The 24,616-nt window shown below is 34.8% G+C and carries 25 protein-coding genes and 2 pseudogenes; 18 read left to right on the top strand and 9 right to left on the bottom strand.

All coding sequences use genetic code 11. The annotated features are described in order from the left end of the window. The first annotated feature begins 58 nt into the window (after window positions 1-58). From AC1DMU_RS12760 to AC1DMU_RS12725, 8 genes are all read left to right on the top strand, one after another. Complete coding sequence (locus AC1DMU_RS12760; RefSeq protein WP_048544175.1) at window positions 59-1,810, top strand: ABC transporter ATP-binding protein; 1,752 nt, start codon at window positions 59-61, stop codon at window positions 1,808-1,810. After that, window positions 1,810-3,573, top strand: a complete 1,764-nt coding sequence (locus AC1DMU_RS12755) for an ABC transporter ATP-binding protein (protein WP_060487428.1) — start codon at window positions 1,810-1,812, stop codon at window positions 3,571-3,573. Before AC1DMU_RS12760 ends, AC1DMU_RS12755 begins: the two co-directional genes overlap by 1 nt. A gap of 132 nt (window positions 3,574-3,705) precedes the next feature. After that, window positions 3,706-4,755, top strand: a complete 1,050-nt coding sequence (locus tag AC1DMU_RS12750) for a GH25 family lysozyme (protein ID WP_088064228.1) — start codon at window positions 3,706-3,708, stop codon at window positions 4,753-4,755. Between the two features lie 209 nt (window positions 4,756-4,964). Further along, the gene (locus AC1DMU_RS12745; protein ID WP_088064227.1) at window positions 4,965-5,984 is read left to right on the top strand and encodes a nuclease-related domain-containing protein; all 1,020 of its coding nucleotides are present in this window, start codon (window positions 4,965-4,967) and stop codon (window positions 5,982-5,984) included. 6 nt (window positions 5,985-5,990) lie between these two features. Beyond that, window positions 5,991-6,557: a hypothetical protein gene (locus AC1DMU_RS12740; RefSeq protein ID WP_088064226.1), complete on the top strand. Its 567-nt coding sequence runs from the start codon at window positions 5,991-5,993 to the stop codon at window positions 6,555-6,557. Between the two features lie 213 nt (window positions 6,558-6,770). Then, the gene (locus tag AC1DMU_RS12735) at window positions 6,771-8,498 is read left to right on the top strand and encodes an S-layer homology domain-containing protein (protein ID WP_088064494.1); all 1,728 of its coding nucleotides are present in this window, start codon (window positions 6,771-6,773) and stop codon (window positions 8,496-8,498) included. A 212-nt stretch (window positions 8,499-8,710) separates the two neighbouring features. Further along, on the top strand, window positions 8,711-8,857 hold the full coding sequence (locus tag AC1DMU_RS12730) for a BC1881 family protein (RefSeq protein ID WP_000644411.1): 147 nt from the start codon (window positions 8,711-8,713) through the stop codon (window positions 8,855-8,857). Between the two features lie 98 nt (window positions 8,858-8,955). Beyond that, entirely contained in the window at window positions 8,956-9,711 is a 756-nt protein-coding gene (locus AC1DMU_RS12725; protein WP_088064225.1) for a sulfite exporter TauE/SafE family protein, read from the top strand. A 309-nt stretch (window positions 9,712-10,020) separates the two neighbouring features. On the opposite strand, the gene AC1DMU_RS12720 is transcribed toward AC1DMU_RS12725, so the two are convergent. Then, window positions 10,021-10,227 (bottom strand): DUF3903 domain-containing protein, encoded by a 207-nt coding sequence (locus AC1DMU_RS12720; protein WP_000624203.1) that lies wholly within the window; start codon window positions 10,225-10,227, stop codon window positions 10,021-10,023. Between the two features lie 141 nt (window positions 10,228-10,368). Between AC1DMU_RS12720 and AC1DMU_RS12715 the strand changes: the two genes are divergently transcribed. After that, the gene (locus tag AC1DMU_RS12715) at window positions 10,369-10,782 is read left to right on the top strand and encodes an NUDIX hydrolase (protein WP_088064224.1); all 414 of its coding nucleotides are present in this window, start codon (window positions 10,369-10,371) and stop codon (window positions 10,780-10,782) included. Window positions 10,783-10,794: 12 nt separating this feature from the next. Here AC1DMU_RS12715 and AC1DMU_RS12710 read toward each other — a convergent pair whose 3' ends face one another. Both AC1DMU_RS12710 and AC1DMU_RS12705 read right to left on the bottom strand, forming a co-directional pair. Next, the gene (locus AC1DMU_RS12710; protein ID WP_088064223.1) at window positions 10,795-11,472 is read right to left on the bottom strand and encodes an LrgB family protein; all 678 of its coding nucleotides are present in this window, start codon (window positions 11,470-11,472) and stop codon (window positions 10,795-10,797) included. Continuing rightward, window positions 11,469-11,834, bottom strand: a complete 366-nt coding sequence (locus AC1DMU_RS12705) for a CidA/LrgA family holin-like protein (RefSeq protein ID WP_088064222.1) — start codon at window positions 11,832-11,834, stop codon at window positions 11,469-11,471. Before AC1DMU_RS12705 ends, AC1DMU_RS12710 begins: the two co-directional genes overlap by 4 nt. A gap of 152 nt (window positions 11,835-11,986) precedes the next feature. Here AC1DMU_RS12705 and alsR point away from each other — a divergent pair, with 152 nt between their 5' ends. After that, window positions 11,987-12,892: an acetoin biosynthesis transcriptional regulator AlsR gene (gene alsR, locus AC1DMU_RS12700; protein WP_000423221.1), complete on the top strand. Its 906-nt coding sequence runs from the start codon at window positions 11,987-11,989 to the stop codon at window positions 12,890-12,892. 63 nt (window positions 12,893-12,955) lie between these two features. Here the strand turns inward: alsR and AC1DMU_RS12695 are convergent, their stop codons facing one another. Then, window positions 12,956-13,555: a histidine kinase gene (locus tag AC1DMU_RS12695; protein WP_088064221.1), complete on the bottom strand. Its 600-nt coding sequence runs from the start codon at window positions 13,553-13,555 to the stop codon at window positions 12,956-12,958. A 174-nt stretch (window positions 13,556-13,729) separates the two neighbouring features. Here AC1DMU_RS12695 and AC1DMU_RS12690 point away from each other — a divergent pair, with 174 nt between their 5' ends. The 3 genes from AC1DMU_RS12690 to AC1DMU_RS12680 all read left to right on the top strand — a co-directional run bounded on the left by AC1DMU_RS12690 (window position 13,730) and on the right by AC1DMU_RS12680 (window position 16,244). Continuing rightward, entirely contained in the window at window positions 13,730-14,287 is a 558-nt protein-coding gene (locus AC1DMU_RS12690) for an ABC transporter permease (RefSeq protein WP_088064220.1), read from the top strand. Between the two features lie 108 nt (window positions 14,288-14,395). Next, a complete protein-coding gene (locus AC1DMU_RS12685) occupies window positions 14,396-15,307 on the top strand; it encodes an ABC transporter ATP-binding protein (RefSeq protein ID WP_142291800.1) in 912 nt (303 codons plus the stop codon). Further along, window positions 15,300-16,244 carry an ABC transporter permease gene (locus tag AC1DMU_RS12680; protein ID WP_088064218.1) on the top strand — a complete coding sequence of 315 codons (945 nt, stop codon included), beginning with the start codon at window positions 15,300-15,302 and terminating at the stop codon, window positions 16,242-16,244. The genes AC1DMU_RS12685 and AC1DMU_RS12680 overlap by 8 nt, the downstream gene beginning before the upstream one ends. Window positions 16,245-16,282: 38 nt before the next feature. On the opposite strand, the gene AC1DMU_RS12675 is transcribed toward AC1DMU_RS12680, so the two are convergent. Beyond that, window positions 16,283-17,428, bottom strand: a complete 1,146-nt coding sequence (locus AC1DMU_RS12675) for a M20 peptidase aminoacylase family protein (protein WP_048544151.1) — start codon at window positions 17,426-17,428, stop codon at window positions 16,283-16,285. 88 nt (window positions 17,429-17,516) lie between these two features. Next, on the bottom strand, window positions 17,517-18,425 hold the full coding sequence (locus tag AC1DMU_RS12670; RefSeq protein ID WP_476941510.1) for an EamA family transporter: 909 nt from the start codon (window positions 18,423-18,425) through the stop codon (window positions 17,517-17,519). Between the two features lie 331 nt (window positions 18,426-18,756). Between AC1DMU_RS12670 and AC1DMU_RS12665 the strand changes: the two genes are divergently transcribed. From AC1DMU_RS12665 to AC1DMU_RS12655, 3 genes are all read left to right on the top strand, one after another. Further along, window positions 18,757-18,894 (top strand): peptidase T, encoded by a 138-nt coding sequence (locus AC1DMU_RS12665; RefSeq protein WP_079999649.1) that lies wholly within the window; start codon window positions 18,757-18,759, stop codon window positions 18,892-18,894. Window positions 18,895-18,910: 16 nt separating this feature from the next. Further along, window positions 18,911-19,618 (top strand): cytochrome c-type biogenesis protein CcdA, encoded by a 708-nt coding sequence (gene ccdA / locus AC1DMU_RS12660; RefSeq protein WP_001152685.1) that lies wholly within the window; start codon window positions 18,911-18,913, stop codon window positions 19,616-19,618. A 90-nt stretch (window positions 19,619-19,708) separates the two neighbouring features. Continuing rightward, on the top strand, window positions 19,709-20,215 hold the full coding sequence (locus tag AC1DMU_RS12655; RefSeq protein ID WP_001028637.1) for a CcdC family protein: 507 nt from the start codon (window positions 19,709-19,711) through the stop codon (window positions 20,213-20,215). A 61-nt stretch (window positions 20,216-20,276) separates the two neighbouring features. Here the strand turns inward: AC1DMU_RS12655 and AC1DMU_RS12650 are convergent. Then, window positions 20,277-22,001, bottom strand: a pseudogene (locus AC1DMU_RS12650) (DUF7619 domain-containing protein); the annotation flags it as partial. Here AC1DMU_RS12650 and AC1DMU_RS12645 point away from each other — a divergent pair. Both AC1DMU_RS12645 and AC1DMU_RS12640 read left to right on the top strand, forming a co-directional pair. Continuing rightward, window positions 21,991-22,518: pseudogene (locus AC1DMU_RS12645) on the top strand (hypothetical protein); the annotation flags it as partial. The pseudogenes AC1DMU_RS12650 and AC1DMU_RS12645 overlap by 11 nt on opposite strands. 57 nt (window positions 22,519-22,575) lie before the next feature. Beyond that, complete coding sequence (locus tag AC1DMU_RS12640; protein ID WP_088064216.1) at window positions 22,576-23,631, top strand: hypothetical protein; 1,056 nt, start codon at window positions 22,576-22,578, stop codon at window positions 23,629-23,631. Between the two features lie 31 nt (window positions 23,632-23,662). Here AC1DMU_RS12640 and AC1DMU_RS12635 read toward each other — a convergent pair whose 3' ends face one another. Both AC1DMU_RS12635 and AC1DMU_RS12630 read right to left on the bottom strand, forming a co-directional pair. Next, on the bottom strand, window positions 23,663-24,103 hold the full coding sequence (locus AC1DMU_RS12635) for a DUF2621 domain-containing protein (protein WP_000889389.1): 441 nt from the start codon (window positions 24,101-24,103) through the stop codon (window positions 23,663-23,665). A 103-nt stretch (window positions 24,104-24,206) separates the two neighbouring features. Continuing rightward, window positions 24,207-24,503: a hypothetical protein gene (locus tag AC1DMU_RS12630; RefSeq protein ID WP_476941509.1), complete on the bottom strand. Its 297-nt coding sequence runs from the start codon at window positions 24,501-24,503 to the stop codon at window positions 24,207-24,209. Window positions 24,504-24,616: the final 113 nt, after the last annotated feature.

Genomic DNA, 24,616 nt, shown 5'->3' with positions numbered 1-24,616 from the left:
AAATTCAGTATTTTTGGTAAACTGAAAACATCGCTCATTTTAAGGGAGGAGGATAAAAATGAAGGTATTTATTAATTTAGCGTGGTTTTTTAAACAAGAAAAACGAGCGTACATAATCGGAATTATTATGTTATTTGGTGTCGCGCTTCTTGAACTTGTAGCTCCGAAAGTACTAGGTATTGTAGTAGATGAAATTAATAATGGAACATTAACATCTGAAAAATTGTTGAAGTGGGTTATTCTGTTAGTAGTTGTAGGGATTACTATGTACATATTACGTTATTTATGGCGTATTATGATTTTTGGATCTTCGTTAAAACTAGCCCGTCAATTACGAAAGAATTTATATGAACATTTTACAAGGATGAGCCCATCTTTCTATCAATCACGTCGTACGGGTGATTTGATGGCGCATGCGACTAATGATATTCAGGCGATTCAACAAACTGCTGGATCGGGCGTTTTAACACTTGTTGACTCATTAGCGGTTGGGGGATGTGTACTCGTAGCGATGGGTTTTACAATTAGTTGGAAGTTAACATTGTTAAGCTTAATCCCAATGCCGATTGTAGCGATTTCGACAAATTATTATGGAACGTTATTACATAAAAGGTTTCATAAAGCGCAGCAATCGTTTTCAGAAATCAATGATAAAGTGCAAGAGAGTATGAGTGGGATGAAGGTAATTCGATCACTTGGACAAGAGAAAGAAGATTTACAAGCATTTCGAAAAAAATCAGAAGATGTTGTACATAAAAATATGTTAGTCGCACGTATTGATTCGTTGTTTGATCCAACAATCTCTCTTATCGTTGGATTTTCTTTTTTAATTGCAGTGTGTTACGGGTCAGTATTAGTTGTGAGGGGTGAATTAACTGTAGGTGATCTCGTTACATTTACAACGTATTTAGGTACCCTCGTTTGGCCAATGTTAGCCTTTGGATGGTTGTTTAATATTATGGAGCGTGGGCGTGCTTCGTATGACCGTGTAGAAAAAATTCTCTCGCAAAAATCAGATGTAGTAAATAGAGAAGATGCTGTACATAAAGTAGCAAGCGGTGATGTTACATTTGCGGTCGATTCATTTTCATATAAGAAAAATGAACTGTTACAGCTAATAGATGTTCACTTTGATTTGAAGAAGGGTGAAACACTAGGAGTTGTCGGACGTACAGGAGCAGGGAAAACGACTTTATTAAAATGTTTAATCCGTGAGTATGATCATTTTAGTGGTGAATTAAAAGTTGGGGAGCGGGATATTCGCGATGTAACACTTTACGGTGTCCGTTCTGCCATTTCATACGTGCCGCAAGATCATTTTTTATTTTCAGCGAGTATTGGGGAGAATATTGCCTTCGGAAAGGCGGATGCTACATATAATGAAATAACCCGCGCTGCAGAGATTGCTTGTATTCATAATGACATCCTCCAATTTTCAGAAGGGTATGAAACGGTAGTAGGAGAAAGAGGCGTTTCGTTATCTGGAGGTCAAAAACAGAGAATCTCTATTGCACGTGCTTTATTAACGAATGCGGAAATTTTAATTTTAGATGATTGTTTATCAGCGGTAGATGCAAAAACAGAAGAAACGATTTTAAATGCATTAAAGAGGGAAAGAGCAGGAAAAACAACGATTATTACTGCTCATCGTTTAAGTGCAATTCAACATGCCAATCTTATACTTGTTGTGGATGAAGGCAGAATTGTGCAACGAGGTACACATGAACAATTAATGAAAGAAAACGGTTGGTATAAAGAAATGTACGAGAGCCAGCAGTTAGAAGCATTAGTCGAGAAAGGAGGCGTATGATGACCGGGAAGAAGCGGAGTGATTTAAGTAGATTACTTTCTTATATGAAGCCATATAAAAGGTTACTATCTTTAGCATTTATCTTTTTAGTTGGTGCAACTGTAACTGAAATGATGGGTCCTTTTTTAATTAAACAATTTCTTGATGAACATTTAGTACCACGTAACTTTGATCAATCAGCACTTGTTACTCTATTTGTAGTGTATCTTATTGCTCACTTATTAAAAGTATTATTTACTTATTTAGACTTATTGTATTTTCAAAATATCGCTTTTAAAATTGTTCAAGATATGCGTGTTGAAGTATATAATCATGTTCAAAAGTTGTCATTAAGTTTCTTTGATCGTACGCCGATTGGTACGCTTGTATCGCGCATAACGAATGATACGGAAGCAATTAAAGATTTTTATGTCAGTGTATTATCCACATTTGTCAAAAATGTAGTCTTTTTAATAGGTATTTTAGTAGCAATGTTTTTATTAAATGTAAAACTAGCTCTATTTTCTCTCGTATTAATTCCGATAATGTTTGCAATTATGGTGCTATATCGCCGGAAGAGTGCAGCCTTTTATTTAGAAGTACGTAATCAATTAAGCGTGTTAAATGCAAAGTTGAATGAGTCCATTCAAGGAATGAATATTGTTCAAGTGTTCAGGCAAGAAAAGCGTATGAGAAAAGAGTTTGAAGAAGTGAATAATAAACATTATAGTGCAGGGCGACGGACGTTAAAGTTAGACGCGTTACTTTTACGTCCAGCAACTGATTTAGTTCATATTGTGGCTATTGCGTTAGTACTTGGTTTATTTGGAATTGATGCTTTGAAGAGTCCTGTTGAAGTAGGTGTCTTATATGCGTTTGTTAACTATATACATCGTTTCTTCCAGCCTGTAAATGAGATGATGATGAAATTATCATTTTTCCAACAGGCACTTGTTTCATCATCACGTGTATTTCATTTAATGGATGAGAAAGATTTAGCTCCAGTTCAAAAAGGGGATGGAAATCCTCAAGTTGTTAATGGAGAAATTGAATTTAAAAATGTTACTTTTTCGTATGATGGAAAACGTGATGTTTTAAAAAATGTATCTTTTCACGTGAAACAAGGGCAAACAGTTGCTTTCGTTGGGCACACTGGTAGCGGAAAAAGTACTATTATGAATTTGTTAATGCGATTTTATAATATTAAGTCCGGAAATATTGTAATAGATGGTGTAGATTTAGAGAGATTTGAAGAAAGAGAAATTAGAAAGAAAATAGGACTCGTATTGCAAGATGCATTTTTATTTGCGGGAAATGTAAAACAAAATATTCGTATGTACAATGAAGAAATTACGGATGAAGAAGTAAAAGAAGCGGCACAATTTGTGCAAGCGAATACGTTTATTGAAAAATTACCAGAGCAGTATGAAACAGAAGTAGTAGAAAGAGGAGCTGCATTTTCTAGTGGTCAACGACAATTAATTGCTTTTGCTAGAACGATAGCAACGAATCCGAAAGTATTAGTATTAGATGAAGCAACAGCTAATATTGATACAGAAACAGAAGATGCGATCCAAACAGCATTACAGCAAATGCGAAAAGGGAGAACGACTATAGCAATTGCACACAGATTATCTACAATTCAAGATGCAGATCAAATTTTTGTTATGCATGATGGAGAAATAGTAGAAAGAGGAACACATCAAGAATTACTGAGTGAGCAAGGGTTGTATTATAATATGTATTTACTACAAAATAAAGGGATTTTACAAAAGGCCTTGTAATTATAAGGCCTTTTTACTTTGTTTATAAAATATGTTTGCTCTCAATTTCTATAGTATAAACGTCGTGACCCTTTATTAAAGTTGTACATATTGTATGTATACGAAATGAAAAAAATTGATAGGAGCTTTTATATGCAAGATAGATCTAGTTCAAATATTACGTTTATCGATTTGTCTCATTGGGAAGGGAACATTGATTGGAATGCAGTGAAGGGATCGGGTATTTCAGCGGCGTATGCAAAAGCGACAGAAGGTGTGAATAATCTTGATCCTACTTTGGTTCAAAATGTACAAGCAGCACGAAATGCGAATGTATTAATCGGTGCATACCATTTTGCACATCCAGAACTAAATGATGCAATTTCAGAAGCGAAACATTTTGTGAATATATTACAAAGCAATCAGACAGACTTAATGCCAGTTTTAGATTTAGAATCACCGATAGATCCGAGTAATAGTAATTTAACTGGTACTGCTATATCTAATTGGGCAAGAAGTTTCATAAATTATGTGAAACAGGCTACTGGAAAAGATGTCATGTTATATACAGGAGTTTGGTATATTAATGAGTTTGGAATTAACGGATTAAGCGATATTCCACTTTGGATTTCTAAATACTCTAGTACGCCGCCTGCTGATGCTGGTGGATGGACAGAGTGGACAGCATGGCAATACACAGATTCTGGTCAAATTTCAGGTGTAGTAGGAAATTGTGACGTATCAGCAGCGGTTTCATTAGAAGCTTTGCAAGGAAATGGAACAAATGGTGGTGGAAATGTTTCTCCACCTAGTACTGCTACTGCAGTCTACGGCGTTGCTGTAATTAAAGGCGATAATGTAAATTTACGGAGTGGACCATCTTTACAATCTAGTGTAATTCGCCAGCTAAATAGAGGAGAATCATATGAAGTTTTGAATGAACAAGATGGTTGGCTTGCTTTAGGTGGAAACGAATGGATATACTATGATCCAAGTTACATTCAGTATAAACATTATGTGGCGACTATTACTGGTGATAATGTGAATCTGCGGGATGCTCCATCATTAAATGGAAATGTTATAAGACAGTTACATCGCGGTGAGGCTTATAGAGTATGGTGTAAGCAAGATGGCTGGCTTGGTTTAGGTGGAAATGGCTGGATATACTATGATTCAAGTTATATTCAGTATGGTGTACAATAAAATGCACGTAAAAGGTATCTCGCCTGAGATTCCTTTTATTCTGCTATTTGCGAGCAACCTGAAACAATCAGTAGGGAATGAGAAAAATCGCTTATTAAAGTCTCTCTTCATTAAAAATATGTGATTTTTACAAAGTGTATATTGAAAGCATAGTATAATATAATGGATGTTTATAAAAATAAATGAAAATGGAATAAAGGAGTAAAGATATKGATTATGTGCTAATAGGTGTGATTTTATTATTATTAGCTGTAGTATTCGTGCTGTTCTATAAAAATAAACAGCTAGAATCAGAGAGTCAGCAAGTAGAATTTGAAAAGAAACAAGCAATTGAAACGTATGAAACTGAAATTGCAGCTACGGTTACAGAGCATAAAGAACAACAAAATACATTGAAAAATATGGAACAGAAGAAATACAATGATTTACAAATAAGTGCAGCTAGAGAACTTGAAAATATGCGTATGATGAAAAATCAATTAGCTATGCAACATAGTAAAGAACGAAGTGAAATACAAGAAAAACATAGTAACGAAATACACATGTTTCAAAAGTTAATTGCAAATTTGCGAGAGTATACGAAAAATGGAGCTGAAGTGAATACACACGAAACATTACATTATATGAAGCGTGGCTTCGTAGAGCAAGGCATAATACTAGACACTGAATTGCATATTATGCCAAATGTTTTTATTAGAAATCAGCATGGAGGAAATGATTGTCGCATTCATCATCTTGTCTTAAGTAAAACGGGTATGTATCTACTTGAGACGAAAGAATGGACAGGGAAATTAATTCATGGCTTAACGAAAGAAAATGCTAGTATATATTCATTTATGATTGATGAAATTGGCAAGTATCAACAAGAAGTAGAGAAAGAAGAGACATTTGAATGCGTTACAGGTGAAGATTCATTAACGATACAAGTGAAAAATGAAGGGAATCCAGTATATAGAGCGAAGAAATTATCTCATATTCTATACAATTGTTTAAAAGAAATACAAGTTGATATTGTAAAGGAAAAAGTAAAACCGATTGTATATTTTTATAATGAGAGTGGGAAAGAAGTGCTAGATCTGTCTGAAGAAAAAACGCCGAGATTAAAAGATAGAGAGCAAATTGTAACGTTCTTCAGAAATGAGATCTTAACAGGGAAAGTAATATATACAGATCAAGAGTTAGAAAAACTTCGAGAAATCATTAGCCGGATGAATTATAAAATAAATTAAAAAGAGGTGGGCTTTTTGAGTGCTATATTAAGGGGTATTTTGTATGTTTATGTTTGTTTGTATATACTAATGTATCTTGCGTTTATGTTTGTTATTGATGTGGTTCATATGTCAGTAAGTGTAAAAAGTATGTTTGTAGTAGTCATGCCATTTGCTATATTAGTCGTAATTCAAAAGTTCGTCTTACGTACTTCTGTAAATCATAATACAGAAAAAAAGCAAATGCTAGGTGTAATGATAGTAGGTTGTATTCTATTGATAGTGTGCACTGCGCAATTAAGTATGAATACATACACCTCTAAGTTTAATCAAGATCGGTGGTTACATGCTGAAGAGAAACGGGTACATATGGTAGATGATCTAATGCAAAAATATAAATTAACAGGGAAGTCAAATGAAGAAATCACAAAATTATTAGGAACGCCTACTGAAACGAGAAATGGAGAAGAAGGGATTACCACTTCGTACTATCTTGGAAATGAACGTGGCTTTATTTCAATAGATAGTGAACAGCTTGTTTTACAATTTGATAGAGATGGTAGAGTTATGGAATATAAGGTGCATAGAGGTTAAAGAAATGTAGAGGGAAGCTATATATTATAGCTTCTTTTTATATTCCAATATAGTAAATGTAGGCAAATAGTAGTCATTCCTATCTATACGAATCGGAATGAGTCTGTTATATTGTAAATGGTTATGTAGTTTAATAGTTTACCAGATGTCCTATATTTTGGTTGAGGAGGGGGAAATTAACACGAATTTAATTATGGCGTGTTAAGTATTATGATGAAAAAAAGATTTTATAATGTTTTAGCTGCATCGATTGTATTTAGCGTGGTAACGATTCCGAATTATTCCTATGCTAATGAGTTGGAAAAAACTGTAGCGGTTTCACCTGATGAACAAGCTTTAAAAAGTATTGAAAACCATATGAAAGAGGAAGATGGTCGAGGAGAAGATAAAGGAGTAAAAAATGAAGTGCAAGGCGAATTTCTTGTACAAATAGTGAAAGAAGTACCTTTATATGATTCTAGTAATTTTCAAAAAGAGACAGGGGTTCACATTTCGAATCAAGTTGTAAAAGCTGAGAAGAGAAAAGGAAACGCTTACTATGTTCGGACTTCATCTGGAACTGGATGGATAGAAAATAGTGAGGGGAATGTAGAGGTTAAAGAATTTCACCCTTTATTAAGTGAAAAGTTGGTTATTAATGAAGTAACCTCTACTTACTCTGAACCATTTACTTCATACAAAGAAGAAAATGTATTGGAGCCACAAAATATTCAAGCAATTGGACAGGCCGGAGAATGGTTCCAAGTAAAAATAAATGATGAGATAAAATGGATTTATTCACCTTCAGCAAAATTTGAAGGAACAAAAGCTTCAATTATTCAAGAGGCAACACCAGCACGTACAAAACGTGCAGCAGTTATGTATGCTGCACCAATAGAAGAGAAAACAACGGATATTTATGGTGTAACTTTAAAAGAAATGATTGTACCGAAAGGAAATGAAAATATCCGTCCCGGTTATGCGATGAAGCCGAAGTATATTACGATTCATGAGACAGATAATTACAGTGTTGGGGCAAATGCTAAAAACCATGCAATATATTTATATAACCAAGCAACGGGAACGGAAGATCGTTCAGCGTCATGGCACTTTACGGTAGACGATAAAGAAATTTACCAACATCTTCCATTGAACGAAAATGCTTGGCATGCAGGAGATGGAGCAGAAGGAACTGGAAATCGAGAATCAATTGCGATTGAAATTGCTGTAAACGAAGATGGTGATTATAATAAAGCTGTTGAAAATGCTCGTAAATTAACAGCTTACTTAATGGGAGAATTACATATTCCTTTAGAAAATGTGAAGAAACATCAATTCTGGAGTGGAAAGAATTGTCCGGCTATTATGATTAAAAATAATGCGTGGGAACCATTCTTACAAGGAACAAAGGTTTATTATGATGCGAACCATAAAGATGATATAACAGGTGGTTGGTACGAAGCAGACATTCGTGAATTAGATAAACGAGGCATTATGATTGGGGATGGGAAAGGTTCTTATTGGCCAGAGCGTCTTGTCACACGTGGCGAATTTGCGAATTTAATTTCAAGATCATTACAGTTACCTGAAGGATCATCGAATTTTAATGATTTAAATACAGCACATCCATCGCTAATAGATGGTATTAATCGTGCAGCAACTGCCGGGATAATAAGTGGTAGAGGAAATGGGACGTTTGCTCCAAATGATACGATTAAACGAGATGAAGCTGTTATCATGATTGATCGTGCACTGCAATATAAAAAAATTAAAGGTAACTTAGTTCCGTTACCATTCTCGGATCAAGATTTAGCATATGATAAACAAGCTGTACAACGTGTTTATGGATTAGGTATTGTAAAAGGAAATGAAAATAATGAATTTATGCCGAAAGGTTCTGCAACGCGTGGAGAATCGGCAGCATTTATTAATAGAATGTTAAAAGTAATAGAAAGTAAATAATAAAAAAGCACTCGCTTTTGCGAGTGCTTTTTTATTTTTCAATATATTACGGAAGGGAGAGAAGGATTTTGAGTGGAATAAGGAATGAAAGCGGAGGTGATGCATATATATGGATGCATTGGGTTGTTTTTATCTCGCTATTTGCGGGCAATAAGACTCCCACTTCAAAGTTTCACTTTATCATATTGTATAAATGAAAAGGAGGTAAGACGGTGAAAGCAATCCCGACTGATGTCCTGAGTAAAGAATTAATGGAAAGAGAAGGAGTTATATCTATTACAGTAAAGGAATTTGAAAAGATAGAAGTAGCTGGAGTAGTAGTCGCTGGTCCGGCAGTTATTTTGATTAATCAAGATTAAGTACATATTATTGAAATAAAAAGCATCCATCTAGGATGCTTTTTATTTGTATACAAGGAAGAATATGATGGATAATTGCTTTACTGGAGGGAAAGTCTGTGGCAATTATTATAACGATGTTAGTAATGGGAGTTTTATTAGGATTTGTTGGAGCAGGGGGAGCTGGTTTTATTATCGCAATACTCACTTTAGTATTCCACATTCCTATTCATGTTGCGCTTGCAACGTCTTTAACTGCAATGGCATTTACGACATTATCTGGGGTTATAAGTCATTATCGTGAAGGAAATGTTGTAGTTACTATAGGAGGGATTGTTGGTGGATGTGGAGCACTTGGTTCTTATATTGGTGCAAAGCTTGGTTCACTTATACCACCGCATCTTCTTCATTGGTTTACAGCTGGGATGTTATTTTTATCTGCAATTTTTATGTTTGTTAAATTAATTAAGTTTCAAAATAGGGAAGAACTACTTTTAGCAGAAATTAAAGATTTTTCGAAAGACAATATAATGAAATGTATATGTCTCGGATTAGTCACTGGAATGATGGCTGGTTCATTTGGGATTGGTTCTGCACCATTTATTCAACTTGGATTAATGGCTCTATTAGGATTAACAATCCAGCAATCTGTAGGAACAACAATGCTTGTCATATTGCCGATTGCGATTGGAGGTGGGCTAGGATATAGTTCAGAAGGCTACCTAGATTATATACTGTTATTGCAAGTATTAATGGGCACGATGTTAGGAGCGTATATCGGGGCGAAGTTTACAAATTATGCACCACGTATGCTTTTGAAGCTTTCAATGATTATGACACCAGTTGTAGCTGGATGTATGTTATTGATGGAATAAAAATAATATAGCAAACTAATATGTTTTACGAATGAATTATGTAAGTAATTCATATTTCCCATATAAAAGGATTTACTTTAATATAATGAGTGTAAAGTTCGAGTATTCGAAGTACTACTTGAATTATATCCCTATCCCTTTTCTAAAAATGCGAACAAGTTTTGCCCTATTCTATTCAATAATTAATTGCATAGAAATATATTGTTCGATGACCATTATGGAACGTACATAATGGGAAAATCCCGATCCTTAAAGAGGATGCCCCTAATCTTCATGTGAAAATATGATCGGATAAGAAAGCTGACCAATTTATGGTCGGCTTTCTTTTTGTTCAAAAGTTATTTCTTCTTTAATTTCTGTTTGTAATAATAAAGCTTTTCCGAAACGACGTTTACATTCCGCACGCACTTTTTCAATGGCTAGTAGCTGAGTAGTGGCGGGAACTGTTACGATAGCTTGGCGTGGTTTTCGATTTTCTTCACAAAAGACACATTCCACAACATATTTAGAAATCATATTTTCATCCTTCCGTTTTTAATTTCTAAGAAGGGATTGTCTATGAAGTTAATGTGATTTTTCGTCATTAGTTTACTTTTTTCCTCTTTTTTCAAGGAGAAAATGATAAAAAAGGTGAATTTTTGTAGGGGAGGGATGTATATGGAAAGATGGATAGGTTGTGCAGCAGTATGTATAAATGAAAAAAATGAAGTTTTAATGGTGTTGCAAGGGCAAAAGGGTGAAGAAAAAAGGTGGTCTGTTCCAAGTGGAGGGCTTGAAAAGGGAGAGACACTAGAAGAATGTTGTATTCGAGAAGTTTGGGAAGAAACAGGTTACAATGTGGAAGTTGTAAAGAAAATATACGAAAAAGAAGGTATTACATACGGGGTTCCTGTATACATTCATTATTATGTCGTTAAAAAAATAGGCGGTAGTATGAAAATCCAAGATCCTGATGAGTTAATACATGAAATTGCTTGGAAGAGGATAGATGAAATGAAGGAATTAACGCTATCTTTCCCGGAGGATTATGAGGTTTTAAATAAATATATAAATAAAAAAGCGAGTGTTTAAACACTTGCTTTTTCAATGTATCCACGACAAGAAAAGCGGAACGATAACTAAACTAGCTCCTGCTGTTAAAAGCATAGATAAACTTGCAATGGTTCCTTCTACAGGGCCGATTTCGAATGCTTTTGATGTACCGGTTCCATTTGCGCTAGTGCCTAACATAATGCCTTTTGCGAGCGCTGTTTTAATACGGCATATACGTATGAGAGCAGGTCCGAGCAATGCTCCTGTTAACGCAGTTAAAACAACAAATACAGCTGTTAATTGTGACATACCACCGATCATTTCTGAAATGGCCATTGCAATTGGTGTCGTTACAATATGAGGCGCTAAACTATGTTCTAACGATGAATCAATTTGAAAATAATTAGCTAGTAGTGCTGAAGTAATAACTGATAAAAATGAGCCGACAATGACATTAAGTAAAATAGCTATTCCATGTTTCTTGAGTAAATCAAAGTATTTATAGATTGGCCATGCGAAAGCAACTGTTGCAGGCTTTAATAATTCTGTTAACCATTGACCACCTGTTTCATATGTTTCATAAGTTGTGTCTAGTCCGAGTAATAAAGCAATTAAAATAATAGGGCAGACGAGAAGAGGAGAAAGTAAGCTCCAATTCCAGCGTTGATACATTTTCTTCGATATCCAATATGTGAATAGTGTTAATAGTAAACAAAGAAAGCCGATCATTGTGTTGATCCTTTCCGCTTTAGTAGCAATTCTGTTAGGAGTCCTGTAGCGAGAGTGACACAAAGTGTACTAATCATAATAATTAAAATGAGATCGATTCCATATTGTGATAGTGTATCTTTGTAGCGTATGACAGCGACTGCAGAAGGAATGAAAAATAAAATAAGTTCTTTTAATAAAAAGTCTGCTCCGTCCTGTACCCACTCTTTTTTCACTAGGTTAAATTTTAATGAAATTAACAATGAAAAAATACCGAGTATACTTCCTGGAACTGGGAGGTGTGCCTGTTTTGCAATCCATTCACCTGTCCAAGCGAAACAAAATAATAATAAAATTTGTCCGCTTAATTTCCACCATTTCATACAGTACCCACCTCTTTCTTTTTTTACATAAAAATTGTAAAAAAGAATTAACAATTTCTACTATACGTTCATTCGAAAAATTTGTCTAATATATAAATTATATGTTATTAATATATTAGATGTATTAATTGAAAGTGAAAAGGGTGTCCAAAATGGAATTACGGCATTTGCAATATTTTGTTGTAGTGGCAGAGGAGTTACACTTTGGACGAGCAGCTGCTCGTTTACAAATGACACAACCACCGCTTAGTCAACAAATTCAGCAATTAGAAAAAGAAATGGGAGTTATGTTATTTTCAAGAACGAAGAGAAAAGTTGAATTAACAGAAGCTGGAGAAATGTTTTTAAAAGAAGTAAAAAAAGCGTTCGAACAAATTGATAAAGCAGTAGAAGTTGCACAAAGTGCCCAAAGGGGAGAAGTGGGATCACTTTCAATTGGTTTTGTAGGTGCGGCGATATATGATATTTTACCATCTATCGTAAGGGAGTATAGAAAGAAATTTCCGAGAGTGTCTGTTGCATTACATGAACTGTCAACACCGGATCAGGTGCATGCACTTCACGATAACCGTATTGATATTGGCTTTTTGCGTCCGCCAATTCCAACGCAATTACTAGAGTTAGAACCAATTCAAAAGCTTTCTTGTACGTTATGTTTACCGAAGGCACATCCACTTGCTGAAAAGGATGAAATACATATTGAAGATTTAAGAGACGAACCGTTCGTATTTATTACGAGACCGGTATGGCCAGCGTTATACGATACAATTTTATCACTTTGCCGCGACGTAGGATTTAGTCCACACATTGTACAAGAAGCAACAGAATATCAAACAGTTATGGGGCTTGTGGCGGCAGGAATCGGAATTACGGTAATACCTGTATCAGCAAATAAATTGTATAAAACAGAAGTCGTATATAAAGAATTATGTGATTCTAATTTTGTTGCAGAAATGTCAGTAGCTTACAAGAAAATGAATACTAACCCAGAGCTTTTAGAGTTTTTGAAAATTGCAAGAGAGAAGAAAAGAATTGAAGTTGAGGATGAGATTAATTAATTTGTTAAAAAGTACACCTCGTTAAACACTAAAGCGGAAATGCAATATAATTGCATTTCCGCTTTAGTGTTCTTTTTTTAGTTCTATACTAAAGAGATAAACATGTTCGTTTTCTTGTAATAGTTGGTCAATAGCAGTTTTTTCCTCAAGCATTGGAATTCTTACGGTTTCTTTATTCGTTTTTATTATAGCCGCTAAAGTCGTCTTTTGATTGTATGTTAAGTTTATAGCAGATTGAAGAGTAGTAGAGGTAGAGCTATTTATGATTGGAGGTGCTTCTTCAGGAGCGAGCATGGAACTACCTTCAATATTAACATACCAATGTTTTTGCACTTGTACATCTTTATCGAGTTGGGATTGAGGTGGTAAAAAAGAAAGCTTTACTTTCTTTTTTTGAAAATGGGAGGTAGCTATATTCGCAATTACGTTTGTTTTTTTACCATTTTGATAATAATCAATTGTAGCATGTATTTCATCTTTTTCATTTTTTAGGGTAACGTTATAAAACATGCTGTCTCCTTCTTGAAAAGGAGTCATTTGTAAAATAGAAGATTGCTCTTCTGTTAATTTGTATGGCTCAACAATGGCGATCTCATTGTTTTTAAGTGAGCTACAACTTGTGAGAAATAATAAAAATAAGATTGATAGTAATTTTATGCGCATGCAACCCCCTCCTTTTTACAATTATATTCTGAATATGATTTATTTTCCATTTTATTTTCTAGGACTAAAGACTTAGAAAAAATTCAGATTGTAGTGCGATGTTTAAAATGTCATATTTTTATACACTAGTAGTATAGAATGAGTATGGTATGAAGTAAGGTAGGGGAAGAACATATGTCTTTATGTCAGTTAGTGAGAAAAAATATAAGAACATTTGCTGCCAAAAGGATGAAGCAATTCATGTGGGTTGCTATGAGTACTATGATTTTATTTTTTATGATATCGCTCCAATTTAATGAAGGAGCTATTGGGAAATTAGAGACTACACTTTTATTTCAAATGAGCTTTTACATGCTGTTTATTGTATTCATTTTTATTTGTATTTTTACTACATATAAAATAACGTTTTCTCTTCTGCAAGTGAGGAAAGAGGAAATTAAATCTTATGTAGCAGAGAGTAGGAAGAGAAATGACGTACTATGTTTATTATGTCAGGAGCAATTATTTATTTATGGAGCAGCGTTTGTTTTTGGATTAGTGAATGGGATGTTATTTTTGAAATTATTTACGATTATTTTTATGAAAATAGCAGGAATACAAGGGATAAATAGTGCACCGATTACAATATATGCAATAGTAGTTGTTAGTATAATTATGATTGTGATCGTCCTATTATCGATGATGCAATGTTTTCGATTTGTTCAAAGTTTACAAGATGAAAATTCGTTTTAATTTAAGGAAAAGGCATGAGAAATCATGCCTTTTCTTATTTTACACATAAAAATAATCATGTTACAGTGTAAAGACCTGACAAAGAATGGGAAGGAAAGGTTGTATAGTATGACAAATGAACAATCAATTGTAAAGGTTGAGCGGTTAACGAAGCGAATCGGTTCAAAGACACTTGTAGAAAATATTAGTTTCGAAGTTAAAAAGGGTGAAGTAGTTGGCTTGCTCGGACCAAATGGTGCTGGAAAAACGACTTTAATGAGAATGATGGTCGGCATGATTCGTATGACAGAGGGTGAAGTTTGGATTGACGGTCAATCTGTAAAACAGAAATTTGAAAGTACTGCTGCGAAAATTGGAGCAGTAATTGAGACACCGGAATTTTATCCTTTTTTGAGCGGCTATGAAAATTTAACATATTTCGGAAGAATGAATGGTAACGTGACGGAAGAACGTATCAATGAAGTAGTGAAATTGTTAGGGATGGGACAAGTAATTGACCGAAAAGTAAAAGCATATTCACTCGGCATGAGACAACGTTTAGGAATTGCTCAAGCGCTTATTCACGATCCAGATGTATTAATATTAGATGAGCCAACGAATGGATTAGATCCTAGTGGAATACATGAAATGAGAATGTACATAAAGAAAATTGCACATGAACAAGGGAAAGCGGTACTTGTATCTAGTCACTTACTTTCAGAAGTTGAATTAATGTGTGATAGAGTTATCATTATTCAGCATGGAGAATATGTGGCGACGCAAAATATTCAGCATAATCAAAGAGAAGAGATGGAGACAATCCGTATACGTGTAGATGATGCGAATAAAGCAGCAGAAATGTTAGACCAAGATGTTTTAATAAAAGGTAATGATCTACTTATTCATGTAAAAGATGAAGAAATCCCAAATGTTATTCGTATATTGCTTGAGAAAAATATTCAAGTGTATCGTGTATATGAAGAAAGAAAAACGTTAGAAGAGCAATTTTTAGAATTAACAGGGGGAAAAGATATTGTTTAATTTAGTGTATAACGAACTGTATAAAATATTTAAGCGAAAGCGAACGATTATTCCCTTTGCAGTTATTGCAGTATTAATAATTGGATTAGGGTGGGTTACGGTAAAGTATTTAGAACCGGAAACAAAAGGATGGAAAGCCGATTATACAGAACGAACTGTAGAAATAGAGAAAAAGCTAGGTATGAAAAAAGAAGCTATATTAGCAGAACGATCTGGGGACGAGCTTGTAAAGGAATATCAGCTTAAGATGAAGCATTTAGATACAGATACAGCACCGGCAAGCAGTTCTCCGCTTTCTTTCATGAGAGATACAGGTTTTATCGTATTTCCAATATTGCTCCCATTTATCCTCGTGTATGCAAGTACAATTTTTGCGAATGAATATAGCTGGGGAACATATAAATTTTTAACGATACGACCAGCGAGTCGATTTAAAATTTTGACATCTAAATTTTTAGCAATTGTGATATTTGCAGCGTTATTGTTTATATTTAATATGATTTTCTCCACTTTATGTGGACTTGTTATTTATAAATTCCAACAGCCTGCATGGAGCGAGCTTATTTTCCAAGATGGAAATATTATAAAACAAAATATTTTTGTGGAAGCTAGTAAGTATTATATTTTATCGTGGTTGCCGACGATTGTGTACGCAGCGTTTGCATTTATGATTTCTGTATTAACAAGATCTAGTGGAGGTGCGATTGGTATTTCACTATTTCTTGCTTTATCAGGAAATATTGCATTATTAGCAGCGACTAGATATGATTGGGCGAAATATTTATTGCCAGCAAACACAGATTTATACAGTATTTCAAAGAATGGAAGTTTTATTGATGGAGTAACATTCCCGTTTGCTTCATGTATGTTATTACTATATTTATTTGTATTTTTAAGCATTTCCTATACAGTATTTTTAAAACGCGATTTAACTTAAAAAAAGGAGCCGTTAAGTATTTCTTAACGGCTCCTTTTTTATGCAAATTGTTTAAGTGCTTTTTCAGCTAACAAAGCGAAGTATTCTGCACTTATAGGTAATGCTTGCTCATCTACTGTAAAAGCTGGATGATGCCATTCATGTGTACCACTCGTTCCCATAAAAACGAATGAACCAGGTATTTCTTGTTGATAAAAAGAAAAATCTTCTCCGGCCATTGACGGGGTAGGAGAGATGATATTTAAATTCATTTTTTCAGCAACTTGAGAGGATAAGTTTGTTAAAGATGTATCGTTATGAACAGCAGGAGGACCTGCATAAAAACGAAATTCTGTTTTTACACCTAATGCATCAGAAACCCCTTGAATAATACGTTTCATTAGTGCAGGAATCTTTTCACGTGTTTCAGTTTGGAATGTACGTACAGTTCCTTCCAGCGTTGCTTTTTCAGGAATTACGTTCCACGTATTTCCTGAATGGATGTTTGTGACACTGACGACGGCATTATGTGAAGAGCTTATATTTCGGCTTACAATTGTTTGGAGTGCCATCACGATTTGAGAGGACGCGACAATAGGGTCTACCCCAGCATCAGGTACAGCTGCATGTGTACCAACTCCGTGAATTTTAATTTCAAATCGATCGACCCCGGCCATCAGTGGACCATCTTTAATACCGATTGTACCTACTGGTAAATCAGGTTTATTATGCATACCGAAAATAGCTTGCACGCCATGTAAATGCCCGGCTTCAATTACTTTGCGAGCACCATTGCTACTTTCTTCAGCTGGTTGGAATATAAAGCGTACAGTTCCGCTAAGAGAAGATTCTTTTTCTTTTAATAAATAAGCGGCACCTATAATAGCAGCTGTATGAAAATCATGCCCACAAGCATGCATTTTACCGGGAATTTTTGAAGCGTACGGTAAATGTGTTTCTTCTTGAATAGGAAGGGCATCAATATCGGCACGGATTGCTATAATTGGTCCGCTATTATTCCCCGAAATTTCAGCAATAACGCCTGTTTCTAAACTAGAATTTATAATCGTAATGTTTTTCTCTTCTAACCAATTTTTTATAGTCTTCGTCGTTTCAAATTCTTCGTATGATAATTCTGGATGCTCATGTAAATTTCGACGAATAGAAATTAGCATCTCAGTTAATTGCTCTAGATTTGCTGCCACGTATAATGCCTTCTTTCTTAATTAATGTATTTACATTAATTATACAATAAGAAAAGAGAGGATTCTCAAATGAAAATCCTCTCTCGTTTTATGCTGCCAATTTTTTGTGTGTATGATGTTTATGATAACGTCCACGCATTGCATAGGCAATTTGCGGGATTGCAATACCGATTAAAATAAGTGATACACCGATCCATTGTGAAGATAGCACCGCTTCTTTTAAAACGAATACAGACATAATTGTTGTAACTGGTAGTTCTGCTGCACCAAGAATAGTCGCTAAGCCAGAACCGATCTTTGGAATACCGATTGTAAAGGCGATAGAAGGAATGACGATACTAAATGTTCCTAATCCTAAACCGTATTTCCAAAGTCCTTCAGAAATTGCACCGCTAAAAATAAATGTTGGCGGGAATACGATCATTACTAAAGTTAAAGCGCCAGTCATTAAGAGAACACCGCGCGGTAATGAAGGTACTTCAACAGCAACTTTTCCGCTCACGAAAATGTATGTTGCGAATGTAACAGCAGATAATAAACCTAGTATGATTCCAGTCATATCGAAATCACCTGCTGATTTTTCTAGTAAACCACTTGATAAAAATGTACCTGCAAGTAAGAAAATAACGGAAATAACCTTTTCTCTTGAAGGTAATGTTTTTGTTGCGACTGCTTCAATAATAATTCCGACCCAAACGAATTGGAATAAAAGTATAATTGCAATAGATGCTGGTACAGTTTTTAATGAAGCATAATAAAAAATTCCAGTAAAACTTGCAGATGTACCTGCAACGAATAAAATTAACGCTTGTTTTAATGGAACACGATGTCTAGAAAATAAAAGAGTAATAGCAAGCAAAATAATCCAACCGAACAAATATTGGCTGCCAATTACCTCTCCAAGTGAAAATCCTTCTGCATAGRCAAGTTTAACGAAAATAGCTAAAATCCCATAACTACACGCTCCTAATAAAACTAAAAGAGAATAACGAAGCATGAAAAATTCCTCCCATCTATATGAAATTGTTCCTAACGGACATATATAACTAGAGGGAAGTATACAAAATTAAAAATAAAGGGTCAAATAAAAGAAAAGTGTGACATTTTATAGAATAATAATAAAAGTATGATATTTATGCATAATCTTGAAATTAGTAATAATAAAAGTATTGTAAAATCAGCTTCATATTGTATAAAGACAGCATTTGAAAAAAATATTTTTTAGGGATATAGAAGGGTAGTCCATTATAGTGTGCTAATCATTTGAGAAACTATGTTACCTTTGTTATGTTAATAACAATTAGAGAAGTTTCTTAGTCCAATTAAGATTGTTCTATATAATAGAAGGAAATGAAAACGTTTTATTAGAAACTGTTTGTAAGGGTAGTTTTTCTTATTATCACGTTGTTAAAGTGAGTTCACGAATTGTTCATAGTATTTTTATGTGTTTTTGCTACAATATGTAAGGAGAGGAGTGGAATCATGCAAGATATTAGTATTTTTTTAGCGTTTGGCGCTGGATTTTTATCATTTATTTCCCCATGTTGCTTACCGCTTTATCCGGCATTTTTATCGTACATAACAGGTATGTCGGTTTCTGAGTTGAAAGAAGAAAATGCAATGCTTCGCAAAAGAAGTATGATACATACAGCGTTTTTCTTACTTGGATTTTCAATTATATTTATTGCAATTGGATTTGGTACAAGTTTTATTGGAGGCATCTTTACAAATTATAAAGATTTAATTAGACAGTTAGGTGGTATATTTATCATCGTGTTCGGTCTTATTATTGTCGGTGTGTTTAAGCCAAAGTTTTTAATGCAAGACCGTAAATTTACGTTTAAAAATCGTCCGAGTGGCTATTTGGGATCCGTTCTAATTGGGTTGGCCTTTGCTGCAGGGTGGACACCATGTACTGGACCTATTTTAGTGTCTGTAATTGGATTAGCTGCAACAAATCCAGAATCAGCAATGATTTATATGATAGCATACATACTTGGGTTTGCTATCCCATTTTTCGTACTATCATTCTTTATTACGAAAATGTCTTGGATTAAAAGAAATAGTATGAAATTCATGAAGATTGGAGGATATGTTATGATTGTCATGGGTATCTTCCTATATTTCAACTGGATGACGAAAATTATCGTATATTTCTCAAGTTTATTTGGTGGTTTTACCGGTTTTTAGTATTATTCTGTGAAAATGTTGGAAATACTAACGGAAAAGCATATAATGAAAGTATATTTTGCATATAGCCACAAAAAAGGATGAGAAAATATGAACATAGTTGTTTTATCCAGTATCGTTGCTGTTTGTATGGCTGTTGGTGCGATGTTTATTCGTTTAAAAGCAGCTAAGAAACCGGCAACATTGAAAAAAATTATACTTCCACCATTTTTTATGAGCACGGGAGCGTTGATGTTTGTTTTTCCTGAATTTCGATTAACTCCAGCAGAAATGTTAGAAGCAATTGGCGTCGGTTTGTTTTTCTCTATTTTTCTTATTAAAACATCTAAATTTGAAATTAGAGGACAAGAGATTTATTTGAAGCGTTCAAAAGCATTTGTTTTTATATTAATTGGATTACTTGTCGTGCGGATTGTATTTAAAACATACTTAAGTCAATCTCTTGATTTAGGACAACTTAGTGGCATGTTCTTCTTACTGGCGTTCGCGATGATTGTGTCATGGAGAATTGCTATGTACCGTTCCTTTACGAAATTACAGAAGGAAATGGAAAAAGAAGATGGTTTTTATAATGAAAAAGATATGAAACTAACTTAAAAACTGTATATGTATAAATAAAAAGACAGCGTTTTTTGACGCTGTCTTTTTATTTATATTGTTAACATCTTCTGTCCCAGCCGCGGCGTATAAAACGTTCCCCATTAAAGAAACAATTTAAATTTGGCGAGACGAATGGACCGATAAACGGAATAATATTTGGTTCCGAAGTCTCATCAACAGGAATCGGTGGTTTAGTAGGATCTGGTCTCACTGTATATCTAACTCGCGCCGCATTTCGGATAAGCCCGTTTTGTGGCGTACTTGTTACTTGTACGATGAAGCGAACGATAACCGATTCACCTGGATTAACAGTTTCAATAAGAATACCAATAGTTGGATTACTTCCAGGACGTGAAACACCGTTTACTGTTACTGAATTTGGATAGAAAGTAACTTCGGGAGGTAGTGGATCGGTAATGAGTACATTATTTGCAGGGGTAGCGCCATTGTTAGTAAAGGTAAGTGTATATGTGATGAAGTCACCGAGCTCCACACTATTTACATTTGCGGTCTTAATGAATGTGTTTGGCACATTAGGGTTTACTTCTATCGTAATTGGTGGTGTTGTCGTTGTTGTCACAGGTGGTCTAGTAGGATCAGGTTGAGAAGTATACGTAATAGATGCGATATTTGTAATCATTCTATTAGCTGGAAGTATAATAACACGTACTTGGAATGAAATAGTTACTGATTCTGCCGGATCAAGGTTTCCAACAGGAATTCCTGTGGATGGATTTGCGTTTGGAAATGGAATGTTATTAATTGTGACACTGTTTGGAATGAATGATGTACCGGCAGGAAGTGAATCTGTAACAGAAATATCAGTGACAGGAATTGTACCTTCGTTTTGGAATGTGATAGTAAACGTAATTGTATCGCCTACTGAAACGATGGATTTATCAGCGGTTTTTATCGGATTAATAGTTCCGACATTTACAGGGGTTATTGTCGTAGGCGTAGTAACGGATACAGGTGGCTTAGTAGGATCAGGTTGGTATTGGAATGAAACGTTACCTTGATTTTGAATTTCTCCGTTTGGTGGAATCGAAGTAACTAGGACACGGAAAGAAATTGTTGCAGATTCAGAAGGAGCAAGTGTTGAAATAGGGATGCCTGTGGATGGATTTGCGGTTGGTTGCGGCACGTTGTTAATTGTAACACTATTTTGAATGAACGAAGTACCGACAGGAATTGTATCAGTTACAACTATATTATTAGCAGGAATGGTACCTGTATTTTGGAGTGAAATCGTATACGTAATGATATCACCTAGTGTAACTGTTTCCGGCGTAGCTGTTTTTTGCGGATTTAATATAGCTGTATTTACATTCGTTGTGTTAATTGGAGTAGGGTCTGTAATGGTAATAGGAGGTTCACCAGGAATTGGTTCATATGTGAAAGTAACAGTTGCTTGATTTCGAATGATACCACCAGGTGGTACACTTGTTACTCTCGCTTGGAATTGAACAGTTATTATACCGTTCGGATTGACTGTTCCTACAGGTATACCCGCTACAGGATTTGCGCCAAGATTCGGAATGCCATTTATTATAACGGTACCTGGAACAAATGTTAATCCATTCGCTAACGGATCAGTAATGATAACGGAAGTTGCAGGGACTGATCCGCGATTTTGGAACGTTACGGTATAAGTGATGATTTCATTTATATCTACAATTTGTTTGTCTGCTAGTTTATTTGGGTTAGGGGTAGGTGTAATAACAGATACTTCAACTGTTGGAGTATCTGTTATGGTAATAGGAGGTTCACTAGGGTTTGGCTGGGCCTTAGTTGTTGTATACCGTGATAATTCATACTCAATAAGGAATGTTAGTTTATATAGTGGGTTACTTATTTCCACCTTGGGTGAGACAGCAACAATCTCCAATTTTATCACTCCAGCTGTAGCTCCGGTTAACGCTCGTGTATTTACAATGGCAATAAATGGTGATACGGATGCGGTTGACGATAGATTTATTTTAAATGGCAGTGCACTTTCAGGACCTAACAATGCTAATCCGAATTTTTTCGCTTCGCAAGTCAATAATTATTTAGGTAATTTAAATACAATTGGTAGTTTTGCAGATAGAAATATGTCGATTGGAACTGCTGCAACGAATCGGCGTGCTGAATTTGATGTGACGAATGTCCCAGCGAACGGTGTATTAACAGCTGGTTCAACTTCTACGACAGTTAATATCCCAAATACATTTGACTATCTTTATGCTGGTGCTGTAGGTTTGCAAATAGAGTTAGGAGAGGCGCGTCTATCTGCTACAAAATCAGTAACTGTAAGTTAAAGTAATTGAAAATATTAGTGAAAAATCTTTTTTATAAAATAATAGGAGTGATCTTTATTGGCCTTCGTTCAAGCTTACGGTAAAAATGATAATTTATTTATGATGCACACGGGCAATACGATGGGAATGCGTGGTACTGCTAATACAAACTTTGCTTACAATGCACTTATTACATTAAATACTGATTTAACTTTTGGAGGGGTTCCTTCATCAACAGATCCAAATACATTTGGAGGTACGACGAATGATTGGACGCTAGATGGTTCATGGGCTGAATTAAATCCATCAACTACGATTGTTCCAACCACAGCGGTTGTAGATTTTGCATTACTTGTTTGGTCAGGTGGGTTGGATACGGCTGTTACAACGGCTGTTGTTGATGCGAATCCACCAAATTTAGTTACGCCTGATGGAACGAGTACACAAGTGACAATAAATTCAGCATGGTCATCAGGAGGGATGAATTTACCTTTCATAGCCAATGTTTATAATCGAGCAGCAGACGTAACATCTTTACTACAAGGATTACCAAATCGAGCAGCAGGAAGGTATAGCGTAACAAGATTACCTACACGTCAGCCAGTCGGTTATGGTGCTGGATGGTCGTTGATTGTTGTATATCGTGATTCTTCATATCCGATGAGAAATGTGAGTTTATTTCCAGGTTTTTTATTATCAGGTACACCACAAACCCTTTCTGGATTTTTCACACCAGCTGCAGGGACAGTGACAGCAAGAGCTTTTGTAATGGCGGTAAATGGTGATCCGAACTTTACAGGTGATAATTTTCAATTGAACTCTGTGACATTAACAGGACCAAATAATCCAATAGGAAACTTTTTTAGAGGGCAAGTAAATGATATTAATGGAAATTTAAATACAATTGGTAGTTTTGCAGATCGTAATTTTTCTGGAACAACTACAAATGCAAATGCGAGAGCTGAGTTTGATATTACAAATGTAAATGCAACAGGTTCTATTGCACCAAATACGACATCCACACAAGTCAACATTACAGGCACAGGCGATACGATTTATACGAGTGCGGTCGGATTACAAATAGACTTGGCAGAAGCTAGATTAACAGCCGTAAAATCAGTAACTGTAAGTTAAAAAAAGATTGCTATAATCTAGCAATCTTTTTTTATGAGGAGGATTTTGTCAGTAAAGATTCATAATGAGAATAATCAATCTCTTTTTCTTGTAGTTTTTTTACTAAAAATTTATGATCACGCTTCGGTGTAGCAATAATATATCCTTTAATAATTAAATCTTGTGTAATTTGAGAGGCTTTTTCTTGTAATGCCAGTTCTCCGATTTTGCCAGCAATTTTTGATTTAGCAACATCGCGAAATAGTTCTGGAACAGGACTTACGAGCTCTTCTAACAATTGTTTTTGTTCTTCATCCCATAAATGTCTAGTTTTATTAATATAGTGCTCTTCCCAATCTAAAATGGACATACCATCTTCTTTAGGTAATCGTTTTAGGAATTTTCTGAACATAAAGTATCCACCGATAGACATAAGTCCTAATAAAATAACAGTCCATAGCACTATGAACCAACTGAACCATCCTTCGAGCAAGCTTATCCCCCCTTAATGATTGCGGTTTTCTTTTATTCATATTATAAACAGTGATATTCATAGAAAGCAAGAACGCCTGGTCAATTTGACCAAGCGTTATCATTTAAACAAAGTATAGTTGTTCAACACATAAATTATTATTATYATCTTCTACATATTCAATGATTAATGTGCCAACTTTACGATCTTTATCTTCAGTTGTGAAAATAGAGTAAGAAGTAAAACGTGCTGTTGATAGGCCGCTTATATGTGTAGGTAAAGAAATGTAGTCGTTATCGCGGAAGAATTCCATCAGTTCAATATCTTCAAATTCTTTTCGATCAACTTGTTTGTTTGTATAGCGGCGTTGAAGTTGTTTTAAAGACTCATTCCAAGAAATTGCTTTTGTATCGTATACCATTGTTCTATCTCCTTACTGTATGTAATCATTAAGAACATACGTTCTAAACTAGTATACTCTTTTTATTAGAAAAGGGAAAGCAAAAAATAATGTAAGCTTGGATTTCCAAGCTT

The organism is Bacillus sp. 01N45, assembly GCF_056399205.1.
Note: the sequence above shows the minus strand (reverse complement) of the source record. Positions and strands in the feature narration are given on the sequence as shown.